This is a genomic window from Dolichospermum compactum NIES-806, assembly GCF_002368115.1.
GTDB lineage: Bacteria > Cyanobacteriota > Cyanobacteriia > Cyanobacteriales > Nostocaceae > Dolichospermum > Dolichospermum compactum.
In genome coordinates this window covers 426,602-443,306 of sequence record NZ_AP018316.1, presented here as the reverse complement: position 1 = coordinate 443,306, position 16,705 = coordinate 426,602, and the positions used below count along the sequence as shown (strand labels likewise).

Sequence of the window (16,705 nt, the reverse complement as noted above, 5' to 3'; positions counted from 1 at the left end):
ATTTTAGTTCAGAAGTATAGATAGAATAAACTTGTGTTAGCCCTAATGTTTAATTGCTAAAACCTATACATCTCATGGATTTTGCTAATTTTGCATCCCAGTTAAATGCCGGAACGATTTTACCAGAGGGAATCGTCATGATTACCCTCTTGGGGGTTTTGATTGTTGATTTAATTTTGGGACGGACATCTGCTCGCTGGATTGGATATCTAGCTACCCTCGGTTTAACAGCCGCGATTATTGCTCTATACTTCCAATGGGATACAACTAACCCCATTGCCTTTACTGGTAGCTTTAATGGTGATGACCTGAGTATTGTCTTTCGGGGAATTATCGCCCTGTCAGCAATGTCAACAATACTAATGTCAATTCGCTACGTTGAACAAAGTGGTACGCCTTTAGCCGAATTTATTGCCATTTTGATGACTGCGACTTTGGGAGGAATGTTTTTATCCGGTGCTAATGAGTTGGTGATGATTTTCATCTCCTTAGAAGCCTTGAGTATTTCCTCTTATTTGTTGACAGGTTATACAAAACGTGACCCCCGTTCCAATGAAGCAGCGTTGAAATACCTGTTAATTGGTGCTTCTAGTACAGCGGTGTTTTTGTATGGTGTCTCCCTGCTGTATGGGTTATCCGGTGGACAGACAGAACTAAGTGCGATCGCTCAAGGTATCGCTACAGCAAATGTTGGTCAGTCTCTATGTTTAGTAATTGCTCTGGTTTTCGTGATTGCGGGTATTGGTTTCAAAATCTCCGCTGCACCTTTCCACCAATGGACACCAGACGTTTATGAAGGCGCACCAACCCCAGTTATTGCCTTTTTATCTGTCGGTTCTAAAGCCGCCGGATTTGCCTTGGCTATCCGTCTCTTAACCACCGTTTTCCCTATCGTGGCAGATGAATGGAGATTTGTCTTCACTGCCCTTGCTGTGCTGAGTATGGTACTGGGTAACGTTGTCGCACTAGCCCAAACTAGCATGAAACGGATGTTAGCTTACTCATCCATTGCCCAAGCTGGATTTGTGATGATTGGCTTAATCGCGGGAACTGATGCCGGCTATTCCAGTATGATTTTCTATCTACTGGTATACCTGTTTATGAACCTCTGCGGCTTTACCTGTGTGGTATTGTTCTCACTGCGAACAGGAACAGACCAAATTTCTGAATACTCCGGTTTGTATCAAAAAGACCCACTTTTAACACTGGGTTTGAGTGTTTCTCTCTTATCCTTGGGTGGTATTCCCCCACTAGCCGGATTTTTCGGGAAAATTTACTTATTTTGGGCAGGTTGGCAAGCTGGTCTTTACTGGTTAGTTTTACTAGGTTTAGTTACCAGTGTGGTTTCCATCTATTACTACATTCGTGTAGTGAAAATGATGGTAGTCAAAGAACCTCAAGAAATGTCCGATGTAGTGAAGAATTATCCCCAAGTTCGTTGGGATTTACCAGGACTGAGACCTTTACAAGTGGGTTTGATAGTAACTTTAATAGCTACTACTATTTCTGGAATCTTATCCAATCCCTTGTTTACTTTAGCTAACAATTCTGTTACTAACACTCCCATGTTACAAGCAGCAAAAGTTGCCAGTACACAAGTTAGTGTTATTACAAACAAGGAGTCACAGGGATTTTAAGTATCCGCTCAATAAATGGGGGCGGACTACCCATTCGGGGACGATTTTACGCCATTTGAGGCTTGTCATGGAAGGATTTACCCCGGATTATTGAGCGGTTACGATTTTAAGTTATTCCTAAATAATTGGTAATGGGTAATTGGTAATGAAGCTGGTCTTCAATATTCAATTACCCATTTTTGTTGTTAAACAGCAACAATACCAAATTTATGTGAGGCTTCACAGAATCATGAAATTCATTAATTCATCCGTCTTTATCTGCGTTTATCTGCGTCCACCTGCGGTTAATAATTCTTGAGATATGAGGTTGTATCCTTCTAACCCATCCTTGGCTTCTATTACCTCAAAATTACCTGGTGGTAACATTTCTCGTACTTTTACCCTGACAACGGTAGTGTCGTCAATAACTAAAATTTTGTTACTTGCCACAGTTGATTACTCTACTAAAAATTTTATGTTTAGATGGCTGGTTGCCGACTGCTTTTAGGAATTCTCTCACTATATCTAAAATTTATGTAGATTGGGGTGAGTGTTTTCTGACACAAAGTTCTAAAATCACAGCTGTTGTAGGAAACTCTCACTGGTGTTCTGATCAATTTGTATCATAGTTGTGTAGACTACACACAACTAATATCCTGTGTAGTGAAAGATTTATTAATCTAACTTCTCAGTTTGGGGTATATCTGAAATTACAGTACCTCTATGTAAATAGTCATTACGCGCTCCTACTTTTTGCCTAATTAACAAATCGTTATATGAATTCTCCACAACAAGTTGATATCAAGTCAGAAATCATGACTATGCCTAGCTGGTTGCGTCGGCCCATTGGCAAAGCCAGTGAAATCTCTACTGTCCAACGTATCATTAAGCAGCGACAAATTCACACAATTTGTGAAGAAGGTCGTTGTCCAAATCGGGGTGAATGCTACGCCCAAAAAACAGCAACTTTTTTATTAATGGGGCCAACTTGCACCCGCGCCTGTGCTTTTTGTCAAGTAGATAAAGGTCATGCGCCAATGGCGTTGGATGAGGAAGAACCTCAAAAGGTGGCGGAATCGGTACGGCTTTTAGGGTTGCGGTATGTGGTATTAACTTCTGTCGCCCGTGATGACTTGGCTGATGGAGGGGCTGGTCATTTTGTGAGGACAATGGAGACTATTCGCCAGATGAATCCCGATACTCAAATTGAGGTGCTGACATCGGATTTTTGGGGTGGTGGGGGTGTGGCAGTTCAACGTCACAGTTTAGCCATGATTATTCAGGCTCAACCGGCTTGTTTTAACCATAATGTCGAAACAGTCCGCAGGTTAACTCCAACTGTGCGCCGAGGAGCAAAATATGACCGTTCGTTGGCTGTATTAGCGACGGTTAAGGAGTTGAATGATCAGCTTCCTACGAAGTCAGGTGTGATGGTGGGACATGGGGAAACTATGGAGGAATTAATTGAGACAATGGCGGATTTGCGATCTGTAAAATGCGATCGCCTCACCATTGGTCAATATATGCGCCCTTCTTTAGACCATCTACCTGTTAAAAAATATTGGACTCCAGAGGAATTTACCGAACTGGGTAATATAGCCAAGGAAATGGGATTTAATCACGTCCGTTCCGGTCCCCTGGTTCGCAGTTCCTATCACGCTGGGGAGGAGTAGAGGCAGGGGACCAGGGGGAGTAGGGTAGTAGGGGTAGTAGGGTAGTAGGGGTATAAATGTCTTTCTTCTTTCTTTCTCCTGACTCCTGACTCCTGACTCCTGACTCCTTCTTCCCGACTCCTTACAAAAATATTTTTAAAGAATTTGCAAAATTGGTGCGTGAGTTTGCTATTTCTTAAAAAGTCACTAAATTAGGAGAACCGCTTATGACTGCTAAAGGCAAACCCGCTGCTAAACCTTCCTACGTTTTCCGTACTGGTTGGGCATTGTTACTTTTGGCTGTTAACTTTTTGGTAGCAGCTTACTACTTCCACATCATTGAATAGTTAGAAGTAGACCGGTGCTGTTTAAATCGTGCCTTTGAATAAACCTTTGGGGCGAATAAGCAGCACCACAATCATGATTAGTAAGGCTACACCTTGCTTATACTGTGAACCTAGCCAGGGGGTGCTAACTTCTTGGGCAATACCAATGATAAAGGCTGCGGCGATCGCTCCGTAAGGATTGCCAATTCCCCCCAAAATCACTGAAGCAAACAAAGGTAAAATCAAAAACCAACCCATATTTGGACGCACCGCTGTAATTAGCCCGTACATACTGCCACCTAAAGAAGTGAATGTCCCAGCAATTACCCAAGTCCACAAAATTACTCTATCAACATTAATACCAGATACTCTCGCTAAATCTAAATCATCAGCTACTGCCCGCATCGCCTTACCAATTTTCGTATTTTGTAGCAAGTAGTGGAGGGATAAAATCGCCAGAATCGCTAACCCCAGTACCAATAACTGATTTTGCGGTATTTTTAAAGTCCCAAATTCTAAAGCTGGAATCACGGGTAAATTATAATTTTGGTTTTTACCCCCCCAAAGAAAAATAATCCCATTGCGGAGAAATAAAGCCAGACCGATAGAGATAATAATCAGAGTTGTGGAACTAGCACGGATAGACCGCATTTTTGACCACAGTAATTTTTCTGCCAGTAACATTCCTCCCACAGTTCCCACGGTAGCCACAATCATGGATAACCAAATATTTAGACCCATCGCATTGACCATGAGAGTCAAATAAGCGCCCAATGTGAGAAAATCACCGTGAGCAAAATTAGACAACCGCAAAATCCCATAGGTTAAGGTTAGTCCTACTGCGGCTAAGGCGATAATACTACCGACAGCAATACCGTTAATAATCAATTGAGCAAATTGTGTAATATCCATAAATATGATGTTACTGTGAAATTATTGTGAATTTTTGAAGTTGCTATTCAGTAAGTGATTGTATTCAATCATTCTTGGGATCTTCGTCACATTCGGCAATGCCAGTTATGGGTTATATATAAAAAGCATTTGTAGGTTAATATACATAAATACTGTTTACATTATTTGTGAGCAGAATGTTTTTTCAACGGTCTAGTTGACCATGCAGCAATTTTCAAGCTTACAGGATTGCCCAGTAAGCGTAAAGCGAACGTGTCTTTAGACCTAAGATATAAGCGACACGGGCTAATTAATTTGCTCAAGCTCTTGAGTGGTAACAGTAGATGTGATATAATGGGACTCATTCCTAGAATTTAAGTATAACTAAACAACGTAAAAACTTAACTAATTTGGTTGAGTGCGTAGTCATACCTAAGGGTATTGCAGTTTAGGAAAGCTAAATTTGGTAAACAATAAAATTATTGATAGCGAAGCGCGACCTAAGAATCGAGTAAGCTAGGGCATACCAGAATTAACACCTTAAGAGAATGGATCTCTAATTTAGTTGGAGTAATCCTGATGAAAGCAAGTTGGCTCATGGATTAAAGAATCTCAGTGTCTAAAGACAGTGAGAGTGTCAACAGAACGAAACTCACAAATAAATGGAAACCATCGGCTGACACCAATGGAAAATCTGCGGTATCAGTTGTGGCTGGAAAGCAGCTTAAATCAGTTGCAAATTCGTCTCCAGGATTATCTAATTTCTGTGGCTACTAAGACTGCATTAGGAATAGCCACAGAAGCAGAAATTTTTCAAATCGTTGTCAATGAACTTCACAAAGCGTTAAGTGATAGTTTAATTGCGGTTACCCAGTATATTGTAAGTATTGCCCTATTTGAACCACAGCAAATAGTTGGTCAAATCTCTTATATTTCCCATTCATCATCATTAACTCCCAATTTCGGGGTAATGTCTCCAACTGAGAAAAAGCTATCTTTGAGGTTGCATAAATCTATCAATCTCCAAGATGTACAGCAAATGGAAACTCAAAAATACCAAAGTGCTTGGTATTTATTTGAGGATACCCAAGGAATAAAAGCGTGGTTAATCATCTGCACAACCAATCTTTCATCCGACTGTAAATTACTCAAGGATACTTTTTACCCGCTCAAGTTACAATTAGTCACAAAAACTGTGGAAAATTGTCGCACAGCCTTAACCCAACTTGCACAAATACAATCTTCTCAAAAGTATTACCAGGATTTAGCTAATTTTAATCAAGAACTAGAACGGAGTAATCAACTTAAAAATCAGTTTTTGGCAAATACTAGTCATGAAATCCGCACTCCCCTAAGTTCAATTATTGGTTTTACCCATTTGCTATTAGCACAGGGTTATGAACCTGAGAAAGCCCGTCATCAAGAGTATTTACAAATTATTCAATCTAGTGGTAAGCATTTATTAGGATTAATTAATGATATTTTGGATCTCTCTAAAATTGAAGCCAACCAGCTAGAAGTACAATGGGAACTAGTTGATATTTCTACTTTGTGTCGGAATGTTTTAGCTTTGGTGAAAGAGAAAGCTGCTAATAAAGGTTTAACACTGCGTTTAGAAATTGAACCAGAGATTAAAAACATCATCGCTGATCCTTTGCGACTTAAACAGATGTTATTGAATTTACTTTTCAATGCGATTAAATTCACGATGAAAGGTAATGTGGGCTTACAGGTTTCTAGTCAAGATGGATTTTTGCGGTTTACAGTTTGGGATACTGGTACAGGTATTTCTTTTGAAGATCAATCTCGACTGTTTCAACCCTATAGTCAAGTGGTTAATCCCGCAGCCGGTCGTAATGAAGGTACTGGTTTGGGGTTGGTAGTGACTCAAAAATTAGCAGAAATTCATGGTGGTTATTTAGAGTTAGAATCTGTAGTTGATCAAGGTTCTCGTTTTAGTGTTTTACTTCCTCTTAAACCAACGGGAGGAGTTTTAGCAGCTATAGAAACAACAGCAGAATATGATTTAGAAGTGGTTAGTCATCCTTGTGATAATGATATGACTCCCTCGCCCGTAATTTTGCTGGTGGAAGATGATTTACCCAATGGGGAATTAATGGGAATTTATTTAAGAAGATTAGGATATCAGGTTAATTGGGTGAAGAATGGGGCAAAAATGTGGAATAGTCTCGAAGAAATAGAAGCAGCCGTGATTTTGATGGATGTGAGTTTACCTGATGCTAATGGTTTAAATTTGGTGCAGCAATTACGAGAAACCCCAAAATATCAGCATATACCGATTATTGCTCAAACGGCTATGGCTATGAAGGGCGATTGTGAAAGTTGTTTTGCGGCTGGTGTTAATGAGTATATTTCTAAGCCAATAGATTTAAAGCTTTTAGCCAGTCTGGTGGCTAAGTATTGTCCCTATGTAGAAAAATCTACCAATGGTCAAAAGTAGAACCCTACGATTCTGAGCAACCACGAGGGGATTGCCCCTAATATTCTTCGTTAAACTGTAACTACGAGGTTTTCTCCTTTTAGCATCCGCGAAGCTGCTTCTAAAAGTGCTTCTTATCAATACCTGCGCCGTCGTCACTGACAGAAATAATGGTTTGGTTTCCTTGTTGTAGGGCGCGAATATTAATGATACCTACGTGTGATTTACCTGCGGCTTGTCTAGCTTCTGGGGTTTCAATGCCGTGAGCGATCGCATTATTGACCATGTGAGTCAATGGGTCTGTGAGACGATCTAAAATCATCTTGTCAACTAAGGTATCCACTCCTTCTGTGACTAATTGTACTTGTTTGCCATATCTAATGGCATTATCCCGTACCCCTCGCCGCAAAGGATCAACAGCTTGGGTAAATGGAACCATTCGGGCTTTTGTTAATCCTTCTTGTAGTTGACTAGTACAGGTCGGCGGAAATAAATAGACCATTCCAAACTACTGGAAAGCTCATTGTATATTCGTTTTGACTTTTGACTTTTGACTTTTGACGAACGCCTTGCGGTACTAGTTGCTTGGCGTAACTGTCTGACGACCTGTTCTGTTTCTTCGGTAACAAAGTCAATATCACTGCCTGACTCCCGAACTCGCACGATGAACTCGATCATTTCTTGTGCCAGGATATGGAAGGGCGTAAACCGATCCATTTCAATTTCGCTAAACCCGCGATTATGGGAATTCTTCAACAGGCTCAAAAATTTCTTGTTCTGCCGTTATTTCTGGAGGTTGAGAAAAATTATTAATTTCTGGTAGGAATAATTCTCTAGATTCGGAAACATTGTTAGATTCTGCATCTATAACATCACTAAATAAATTACCTATGGCTTGCGCCCCAGTATCGCTATCTGATGTGAAGAATAAATCGAAATATTGTTCTTGTTCTTGGGAAGTTAGATCAAACTCTTTTTTATCTACATGATTATTTGTCGTTGCTTGCTGATATTTTGTCCCAATTTCAACAGATGCACTAAATAAACTCTCCTCTAGTTCTTTAGCTATATCTTGATTAATTACAGAAGTGTTTTCTGAGTCACTTATGCCTAGATCATCCCAGAAGTTATCTGGATCATCTACTGAATTAGCAAGATTAGTTGTTATTTCTGGTGTACTGAATAAATCATCAATTTCATTGACTAGCGGTGGCTGGGGTTTTACCGCTTTTGTAAATGAATTATCTAATGATAAACTTTCTGGTGCTGATGGTTTTATTTTTGATATTTTTACAGTTGTAGGAATATTTTCTGCTGGAGAATTGATATCTGCATTCGCTGATAAAAAGGAATTATCAAAACTGATTGGAGATTCTGTAACTATTTCTGAAATTGCAATATTTTTTGATTCAGTTGTTTCATCCGTAAATATTAGTTCATCATCGGCAGTAAACGTCAATAATTCTTCTAAATTATTACTGCTATTTGTCTCATTTTCAGAATTAAGCTGACGAGATTCTCTGGAAATTGAGATTAATTCTAGTAATACATCATCTGATGGAAATTGTAAATCTGTCTGATTTGACAACAGATTACTAGTTTCTATCAGTTGAGAACTAACTGTTTCAGCTATATTCCCTGATTCTAATAAACTATCATCAAACAAGAGACTTAAATCTTCATGATTATTTGCAGTTATTTTATGTGTATTGTCATCTTCAAAGAAGAGAAAATCAGCTAAATTGTGATTATTATCTTCAACTTCACTGTTGGTAATTTGTAACTGATAGCTAGTGACATCTTCTAATATTTCTTCTTGTTGCCAATTATCTTCTAAATCGGGGGTATCGCCTTCAAATAAATCAGCCAGAGTGTTTAACTCAGATGGAGAATGCTGAATCACAGTTGATTGATTATCAAACAAAGGTGGATCAATAAATCCATTTCTATTGGATTTTAAATTTATTTCTGTCGTATCTGTAAATAAAATTTCCCCAGGTTCCGTTTCTTCAAATTCTAATAACTCCAGTTGTGTAAGAGGAAACAGATTTTCTAATTGTTGACTAATAGTAATTTCCGTATCTTTATGTTGGAGAACTAATTCTTGCGCTTGCTTAATTTCAGTAATAATTATTTTGGCTAAAGTTAAATAACTATTATCGGGATTGGATATAGCCAGGGCTGCTGATTCACATAGATTGCACCAATTTGATAAATTTAATTCTCTACCAATTTTTGCTAATTGATGACAGCATTCTTGTAAATTGTTGCGGGAAGTCTCTAGGTTAGTTTTTTTAAACTGTTGCAACATTTCCCGCAGAATTTGTAACACCTGTGTTTGAAACTGTGTCCAATCCTGATTTTGTTTGCTTGGTACAGGTGAATTTTGTATCTGTGGGGAAACAGGCGACTCTATTTGTAACCGGGTTGCGGATGCGTTATGAGGGTTTAATACTTCATTATTACCCTGTTTTACCAGTAGTTCTATATGCTCATTCAGCCATTGCATTATTGGTTCAGTTTTTGCCATCAAAGCTTGAGCTTTTTCTTCTGATAAACCAAAGGGATTGCCAAGATTGTCTATCAGGGCTTTCAATGTATCACAGATATCCAGTAGCAAAGACTCTAACCTTTGGTCTACTTGAATAGGATGTTCTTTAAGAATTTTGAAGCAATCCTCAAGACGGTGGGATGTGTGCTGAATACTACTCAGACCTAACATGGCCGCATCACCTTTGATAGAGTGGGCTGCACGGAAAACTTCATTAATCATTTCTGAATCTTCCAGAGTCCGTTGAAGATTCAGTAATCCTTGTTCAATAGTGTTTAGGTGTTCTCTGGCTTCTTCGAGAAAGTAACCTAAAATCCGTTGTTGTTCCGGCTGCATAGTTAATTAAATCGGCTTACTACAGGTAAAAGGGGTAAGAAAAGGCGCATAGCAAATAAAAAAGGTAAGCTCATTGTATATTCGTTTTGACTTTTGACGAACGCCCTGCGGTACTAGCTGGTTCATACCTAGCAACAGCACAATTTTTATTTCTATAGGTTACACTCAGTCTAATTTAATAAATAAAATTTTTGAGTCTCATAAATTTCTTGATAGGCTTCTCCTCCAGGTTACTCTTTGCTCTCTGATTTTGACTGTCCATGATTTCTGAATGATATTAAGTAGTGTAAAGTAGCAATGCTTACTAAAACCAATCGAGAGTGGGTAATGCGTAAGTCCTAAGTAAAAGTTTTACATGTTCTCATGATGTTTCCCATGGGTCAATGTTGTAATATAGCGTTACCCACTCAAATGAGGGACAAAAATTGGGTCAAAAGCCAGACAGCCAAAGATTTTTACTTCTGAAGGTACAAAAAATGGAGAATGACTCTAAATGGATAGATACGCAACAACACTTGATTAATAGGTCTCGGACGGAAGTTGAGCGTTTACGGGCAGAAGTTGAACGTAATCACTGGGATTTAGAAGGTGCTTGGGAACATCTGCGCGTTGAGCAGCACTGTTTAGAAGAGATTAGATTAAATGTTAAACAGTCTCAATCTGTAGATAATGAGCGCGGTCAGAAATTAAGTGATTTGCTTAATCTTTTATCGAGTACATCTGCTCCTGTTGATATAGCTCAGGAAAGTCTGGATTACGCTTTTGAGTTTACCAATAAACAGCAGGATGCTTTGAATCTACATTGGCAAAAGTTGGACATCCAACGTCATGCAGCTAATCAGCAGCAAAGGGAGGGAGAGGAACTGTTGCAATTCATTTTGGCGATCGCCAAAATGAATTGCAACAGGCACAGGATTCTCTAGCACAAAAAATTACCCATTTACAATCATTTATACTTTTCAAACAACCTCTTAACTACTCGACATCCTGGGTAAGTTTTACTTAAAAAATCTATTTGTGTGTCAAGGTCTAACAACTGGGTTTTTGTGCTGACACGGGCATAGACATAAGATAATTTTTGGAAAACTGCCCCAAATATGAGTCTCAAACCCTTATGATCTCGTTGAAAAAATCATAACTCTGAACTCCGAACTCCTAACACCGAACTCAGGTTAATTGAGGGTAATCCAGTCACCTTGGACTATGGCTGTTGAACCTCCAGGAAAAGGATCTGTTTGGGAACGATTGGGGGCTGTGATTAGGGCTGTGAGTTTTTCAATGTGTTCAAAGTTGGGTGCATGGGGAAGTATTTCTTGGAGGATCTGACGCATGACTCGACGTTGTATTGCTAGGGGTGCTTTTAGTAAAATTCGCCTGTTTATTTGTAAATTATCTTTATCACCCTTTGCTGAGGCTTCTAGCCGCCACTGAAGGGCTGTTTGTTCTAGAAATTCTACCTCTGCTTGGAGGAGTTCTGCTGTTTGGGCTAGGTTTGCTTCTACTTGGGGGTTGAAGTTTTCTTTGAGATATGGAATTAGTTGTTGGCGAATGCGGTTGCGGGGATGTTTGAGGTTTTGATTGGTGGAGTCTTCCCATATTGGGAGATGAAATTTTTGGCAAAATTGTTCTGTTTGGGAACGGGTGATTTCTAGGAGTGGACGGATTAGGGTAATATTTTCGGTGAGTGGACGTTGCCAAGTTAATGCTTGTAAACCGTCTGTGCCAGTACCACGAATCAAATTGTATAGTAAGGTTTCGGCGCGATCGCTGGCGGTATGTCCGGTAATAATATATTGATAGTTATAACATTGGGCGATTTTCGTTAAGGCTTGATATCGCCAATTTCTGGCTGTGGCTTCAGTATTGATAGGTTGGTTGGCTGTTTTTAAATAAAAGGGTGTGTTCCAGCTTTTCGCTAAATTTTCAACATGGTGAGCATTAGCTTGAGAGTCTTCACGCCAACAATGATCACAATGGGCTATGGCTATGTTCCATTCCCATTTGGGTTGTAAGTCTAATAATAATTTAATTAAGCATAAAGAGTCTTGTCCACCGGATACTGCGACTAATAGATTTTTGTCGCGCTCAAATAAATGACGGACGCGGATGGTACGATGTATTTGGGCGTGGAGGGGTGTCCAGGACATATCATCAGTTAATTTGCTTGATTCATTATCGCTCATTTAATTTCCTGGGACTGAAAGTATTTTTTGCAATAAGTTTTTACGGTTTTCTGTAAGGTTATCAAATATGCGATTAAACTCTTGTTGATTCATTTTCGGTTTAAATTGCATCAGTTATGTATTCACTTTTGCGACTATTTTACAGTAAGTTATCCTGAAAACCGATGATTGCTAGACTTTTGCCTCGGCAAAAATCCTTGTATATTAATATTCTTAGAGATTTTAATGGTAAGGCTGCGAACCGTTTTTAGTATAATAGGATTTACGCATTGACAAGATTCCCCAAATATGTGACGTAAATTTTATCCCTTGTAGGGTGCGTCAGACACGATATTTTGACAAAAAAACAGATTCCCTCTATCTGACGCACCCTACTCAATAAGTTATTCCCAAAGCCGAAAACGACGCAATTTCGTTCATTCATATCATGGTAAATTAGTGAGCGTGCGTAAGTCCTATATAATAGACCTCTTGCAGAATTGATTTTGTGTTAAAATGGGGAGTTTTTAATCTTAAATGGGGTGAGATAACTAAAAAGATTGATACCTGGGGTATTTGTAGATCTGTAATCGCGGAACTTCTGGCATAAAAAACATCACCAAAAAAAGATAAAATTAAATTCTGTCATGATCAGAATCTAAGGTGATGAAAAGATGAACTATAAATCCATACAACAACTAAAACCAAGAGCATTTAAACGCCGCTTTGGAGTGAGAAGAAAGACTTTTAAGAAAATGGTTAAAAATCTAAAATAATTTCAAACTATTAATAAAAAAAGCCCAAGTGTATCGAAACCTTTACTGATAATTGAGGAGCAAGTTTTAGTTACCCTAGAATATTGGCGAGAATATCGAACTTATTTTCATATTGCGACTAGTTGGGGAGTATCAGAATCAACTATTTGTCGTATTGTTCATCGTGTAGAATCAGAACTAATGCAGTCAGGAATGTTTCGACTGCCTGGGAAAAAAGCCTTGCTAAAAGGTGGTTTGAGTCAACCTGAAGTAGTGGTAATGGATGTAACCGAAACGCCTATTGAACGTCCAAAAAGAAAACAACAGGAATTTTACTCAGGCAATAAAAAACGTCACACACTCAAAAGCCAATTGATTATTAATCAAGAAACAGGAGAAATTATTTGTACTTTTTTTGGTAAAGGACGCTGCCATGATTTTGCCTTATTTAAAGCTAGTAGGGTTCATTTTCACCCCGAAACACAAAGTTTACAAGATAGTGGTTATCAAGGAATTAATCAGTATCATAGCAACAGTTACACGCCAAAAAAACCTAAAAAGAGAGAACTTTCAACCTTAGAAAAAGACTATAATCGGGTTTTAGCAAAGGAAAGAATCGGTATTGAACATATCAATCGCCGCCTGAAAATTTTTAAGATTTTTGGTGATAGATATCGTAATCGCCGTCGTCGTTATGGTCTACGTTGTAACTTACTAGCAGCAATTTATAACTACGAGTTAAATTTAGCAGTTCCAAAAAGCCGAACCTCCACCATAACATAAAAGTAATTATGCAAGAGGTCTATTTTTGTCCAATTATTTAGTTATTAGAATTACCGATTTTGTACCAATAATCGGTGTTGCTGAGTAAAAGTATGATTTTATTTCACGCAGAGGCGCAAAGAGTAAAAGTTTGAGAGATGGAATTTTCGAATTTATTTCAAAGGTTTATGTCACCCCCTCAGCTACTTATATATATACTTCTTAAAACATATCCGCAGGATCAGCAGATTGGAGTTTGCTAGTAGCAATTGCTCCAGAAATAGCACACATAATTATAGTTAAAAAGAGGACTTGTACACCACGAATTATCGTCATATACATGGGCAAGTTTGTCGCTGTTCTGGTTAGTTGGTAAAGTCCTAAAGATACAGCTAACCCTGGAAAAAATCCCAAAGCTGCTAAAATTAAAGCTTCTTCAAAAACTATAGTTAGTAAATAATTATGACGATATCCTATGGCTTTGAAAGTTGCATATTCTCGTAAATGGGCATTAACATCGGTGGAAAGAACTTGATAAACAATAATTACCCCAACTGCGAATCCCATTGATACACCGAGGTTGAAAATAAACCCAATGGGGGAATTACTACTCCAAAAATTATTTTCAAATTCGATAAATTCCTGATGAGTAAGAACCTTAACATCATCTTTTAAATAAGCCTTTAATTGGGCAACAACTTGATCAAGTTTATAGCCTGGTTTGATTTTAACTAAACCGATACTCACACTACTTGTAGGTTGTCTGGCAAAGATTTGGGAGAAGTTATTTGCACTGGTAATTAAGCTACCATCTGCCGCAAAGGAAGCACCAAGTTTAAATAAGCCACCAATAGTAATTGTATTACCATTAATTTCAGTTGTAACAGTTTTACCTTGTTGAATTTGCTGAATTGCTTGCTGATATTCTCCTCTGGCTGCCCGATCAAATAAAACTGTATTTGGTAATTTAATTTTTTGTAATTGTTGATTAATTTCTGGTAAGTCAAAAGCTGGTTGATCTGGATTAATGCCAATAATTAACACTCCTGTTTCTAATCGTGTTTGGGGATTCTTCCAAATAATATGGTTACAATACATAGCTTCAGCCGATTTCACCCCTGGTACATCCATTGCTTGATAGAGTCGTCTACGAGAAAAAATAGACATACTTTGTAAGCTACGGGCTTGGGGACTAATGAGAATAATATCAGCTTGTAAACTCCGATGTAATCTAGTATTACTATCATATAAAGCAGTTTGAAAACCTGACTGCATAAACATGAGAACATCGGCAAAAGCAATACCAGATACTGCTACAAATAAACGGCTTTTTTCATGGGTAAGTTGTAACCAACCCAAAGGAGTTCGTCGGCACAATTTTTGAAAAATACTAATCATAGAAATGATAATTGACAACTAACAACTGACAACTGACAACTGATAACTGACTAAAGACTAATAATTGCCTTAACTTGCATATTGGTAAATTTGGCTGCTTGGTGACTAGAGGCTTTATTGAGTCGGATGTGAACTTTTACGATTCTGTTGTCAATATTGCTGGAAGGATCTGTATTGGTGAGGTTTTGTTTTCTTACTTGTAAACCGATGCGTTCTACTTTTCCTTGTAATTCTTGAGAAAAGGTATCGCTAACTATCCGTACCTGGTTTCCTTGGATAATTTTTGTAATATCACTTTCGTAAACTTCAGCAACTACATACATCTGACTGGTTTTACCAATGTCAGCAATGCCATTACTAGAAATTAATTCTCCTGGGTGAGTGTAGATTTCAAATATTTGTCCATTTTGAGGAGATTTTACATAAGCTTTTTGAAGATTGATGGTGGCTTTTTTCACTACTGCATCTGCTCGATTTAATTCAGCTATTGCTGCTTCTACATCTACTTTCCTAACTTCAGAAATTTGGTTGAGGGTTGCGGCAGCTTCTTTTATTTTTTGTTGACTACTTAATTCCAGCTTTTTTAACTGTGACTGTGCTGCTTGAAGATTTTTTTTAGCAGTTTGTACATTCAAGTTTTTACTATCTCTTTGAGAAGCAGAAATTGCTCCTTCTGTATATAATTCCTGATAACGGTTATTTTCAGCTTCAGCATTGAGTAATTCTGCTTGTAATTTTTCTAAAGTTGCTTTTTGAGTATCAATATCACCTTGACTTTCGGCTGCTAATCTGTCAATGATGGCTTTTTGGGCGGTAATTTCTCCAGGTTTAGCACCTGCTTGAATTTGGGCAATTTTAGCTTTAATTATGTTTACTTCTGCTGTGGCTTCAGTTAATTCTGCCTGTAAGCGATCGCTATTATCTAAAATAGCAATTACCTGTCCTATTTTTACCATATCCCCCTCTTTGACTAATATCTTCTCAACTCGACTTCCTTCTCCAGATATCGCTGCTGATAATTTAATCACTTCCCCTTCTGGTTCAATTCTACCCAGTGCTGTGACGGTTTTTATCTCTGGTAGGGCTACCACAGGACTGGCTGATTTTTGATGATCTATATCCCGAAATTTGAGGACAATAAACACACTAATACTAGCCACAGATAAAGATGCCAGAATGGCAATAGCGATTCCTGCGGAGCGCTTCGCTATCGCTAATCGGAGAATAAACTGAGAAGATAATGAACCTTTTAGCTTGTGGTTTTGCACAACTGCATACCTTTTCAGTGCTGTTTCAAAATTAGTTAATAAAAAATATCAGGTAGAAAACGAAATCCTGGAAAATCTCAAAATGTAGTTTCTACACTCGTAAGAATTCAGGAGTCAGGAGTTCAGAATAAAGGATAAAGAACATTTTTCTTTTATCTTCCCTGTTCCCTTTTTTGTAATTTAGTCAAGTTATTGCATTACAAATGACAAATCAATTCTAAATTTTTGACAGAAACGAACATTTAGAGATAATATGCCAGAATAGAAAGTCAGATGGTTAACAGATGACAGTTTTCGTAAAATTAGTATATATACCTGTACAAAATTAATTGAACATTTTAAAATTCCTAAACCAATCAATTTTGTAGGGGTCTAACCTCCTGTGGTTGCACCAAATACGAGGGTAGGCACGGGGGCGCTACCCCTACATTAAATCTAAATTTTTTATATAATTAATTTTGCTTGCGTACTGATTTTAGACAAAATGAGATAGAAATATGAATACTTATACAGCAGGAGTCAGGGGTAAAACTGGCTTGCTGTCTGGC

9 protein-coding genes and 4 pseudogenes are annotated in these 16,705 nt (G+C 38.2%); 6 read left to right on the top strand and 7 right to left on the bottom strand.

Annotation, left to right across the window (positions count from 1 at the left end; all coding sequences use genetic code 11):
- Positions 1-74 precede the first annotated feature (74 nt).
- Positions 75-1,637 carry an NAD(P)H-quinone oxidoreductase subunit N gene (locus CA730_RS01955; protein ID WP_096663293.1) on the top strand — a complete coding sequence of 521 codons (1,563 nt, stop codon included), beginning with the start codon at positions 75-77 and terminating at the stop codon, positions 1,635-1,637.
- A 282-nt stretch (positions 1,638-1,919) separates the two neighbouring features.
- Here the strand turns inward: CA730_RS01955 and CA730_RS01950 are convergent.
- Positions 1,920-2,066, bottom strand: a pseudogene (locus tag CA730_RS01950) (response regulator); the annotation flags it as partial.
- 326 nt (positions 2,067-2,392) lie between these two features.
- Between CA730_RS01950 and lipA the strand changes: the two are divergent.
- Together lipA and psaX are read left to right on the top strand one after the other, a co-directional pair.
- Positions 2,393-3,289 carry a lipoyl synthase gene (lipA, locus tag CA730_RS01945; RefSeq protein WP_096663290.1) on the top strand — a complete coding sequence of 299 codons (897 nt, stop codon included), beginning with the start codon at positions 2,393-2,395 and terminating at the stop codon, positions 3,287-3,289.
- 206 nt (positions 3,290-3,495) lie between these two features.
- Positions 3,496-3,615: a photosystem I protein PsaX gene (gene psaX, locus CA730_RS01940; RefSeq protein WP_096663287.1), complete on the top strand. Its 120-nt coding sequence runs from the start codon at positions 3,496-3,498 to the stop codon at positions 3,613-3,615.
- Positions 3,616-3,636: 21 nt separating this feature from the next.
- Here the strand turns inward: psaX and CA730_RS01935 are convergent, their stop codons facing one another.
- Positions 3,637-4,506, bottom strand: a complete 870-nt coding sequence (locus CA730_RS01935) for a branched-chain amino acid ABC transporter permease (protein ID WP_096663284.1) — start codon at positions 4,504-4,506, stop codon at positions 3,637-3,639.
- Between the two features lie 613 nt (positions 4,507-5,119).
- Between CA730_RS01935 and hrmK the strand changes: the two genes are divergently transcribed.
- On the top strand, positions 5,120-6,946 hold the full coding sequence (gene hrmK, locus CA730_RS01930; protein ID WP_269076491.1) for a hybrid histidine kinase/response regulator HrmK: 1,827 nt from the start codon (positions 5,120-5,122) through the stop codon (positions 6,944-6,946).
- 115 nt (positions 6,947-7,061) lie between these two features.
- Here hrmK and CA730_RS01925 read toward each other — a convergent pair.
- A pseudogene (locus tag CA730_RS01925) lies at positions 7,062-7,414 on the bottom strand (hybrid sensor histidine kinase/response regulator); the annotation flags it as partial.
- 1,324 nt (positions 7,415-8,738) lie between these two features.
- Positions 8,739-9,812: pseudogene (locus CA730_RS26335) on the bottom strand (Hpt domain-containing protein); the annotation flags it as partial.
- A gap of 425 nt (positions 9,813-10,237) precedes the next feature.
- Between CA730_RS26335 and CA730_RS01915 the strand changes: the two are divergent.
- Complete coding sequence (locus CA730_RS01915) at positions 10,238-10,735, top strand: hypothetical protein (protein ID WP_157749897.1); 498 nt, start codon at positions 10,238-10,240, stop codon at positions 10,733-10,735.
- Positions 10,736-10,984: 249 nt separating this feature from the next.
- On the opposite strand, the gene tilS is transcribed toward CA730_RS01915, so the two are convergent.
- A complete protein-coding gene (gene tilS / locus CA730_RS01910) occupies positions 10,985-11,959 on the bottom strand; it encodes a tRNA lysidine(34) synthetase TilS (RefSeq protein WP_096671213.1) in 975 nt (324 codons plus the stop codon).
- Between the two features lie 689 nt (positions 11,960-12,648).
- On the opposite strand from tilS, the pseudogene CA730_RS01905 reads away from it, so the two are divergent.
- A pseudogene (locus CA730_RS01905) lies at positions 12,649-13,512 on the top strand (IS5 family transposase).
- 201 nt (positions 13,513-13,713) lie between these two features.
- Here CA730_RS01905 and devC read toward each other — a convergent pair.
- Together devC and CA730_RS01895 are read right to left on the bottom strand one after the other, a co-directional pair.
- A complete protein-coding gene (devC, locus tag CA730_RS01900) occupies positions 13,714-14,889 on the bottom strand; it encodes an ABC transporter permease DevC (protein WP_096663272.1) in 1,176 nt (391 codons plus the stop codon).
- 50 nt (positions 14,890-14,939) lie between these two features.
- Complete coding sequence (locus CA730_RS01895) at positions 14,940-16,157, bottom strand: ABC exporter membrane fusion protein (RefSeq protein ID WP_096663269.1); 1,218 nt, start codon at positions 16,155-16,157, stop codon at positions 14,940-14,942.
- Positions 16,158-16,705: the final 548 nt, after the last annotated feature.

Bases quoted from the DNA above. Each gene is read 5' to 3' on its own strand.
- CA730_RS01955 (WP_096663293.1), top strand. From the start codon at position 75: ATGGATTTTGCTAATTTTGCATCCCAGTTAAATGCCGGAACGATTTTA.
- lipA (WP_096663290.1), top strand. From the start codon at position 2,393: ATGAATTCTCCACAACAAGTTGATATCAAGTCAGAAATCATGACTATG.
- psaX (WP_096663287.1), top strand. From the start codon at position 3,496: ATGACTGCTAAAGGCAAACCCGCTGCTAAACCTTCCTACGTTTTCCGT.
- CA730_RS01935 (WP_096663284.1), bottom strand. From the start codon at position 4,506: ATGGATATTACACAATTTGCTCAATTGATTATTAACGGTATTGCTGTC.
- tilS (WP_096671213.1), bottom strand. From the start codon at position 11,959: ATGTCCTGGACACCCCTCCACGCCCAAATACATCGTACCATCCGCGTC.
- devC (WP_096663272.1), bottom strand. From the start codon at position 14,889: ATGATTAGTATTTTTCAAAAATTGTGCCGACGAACTCCTTTGGGTTGG.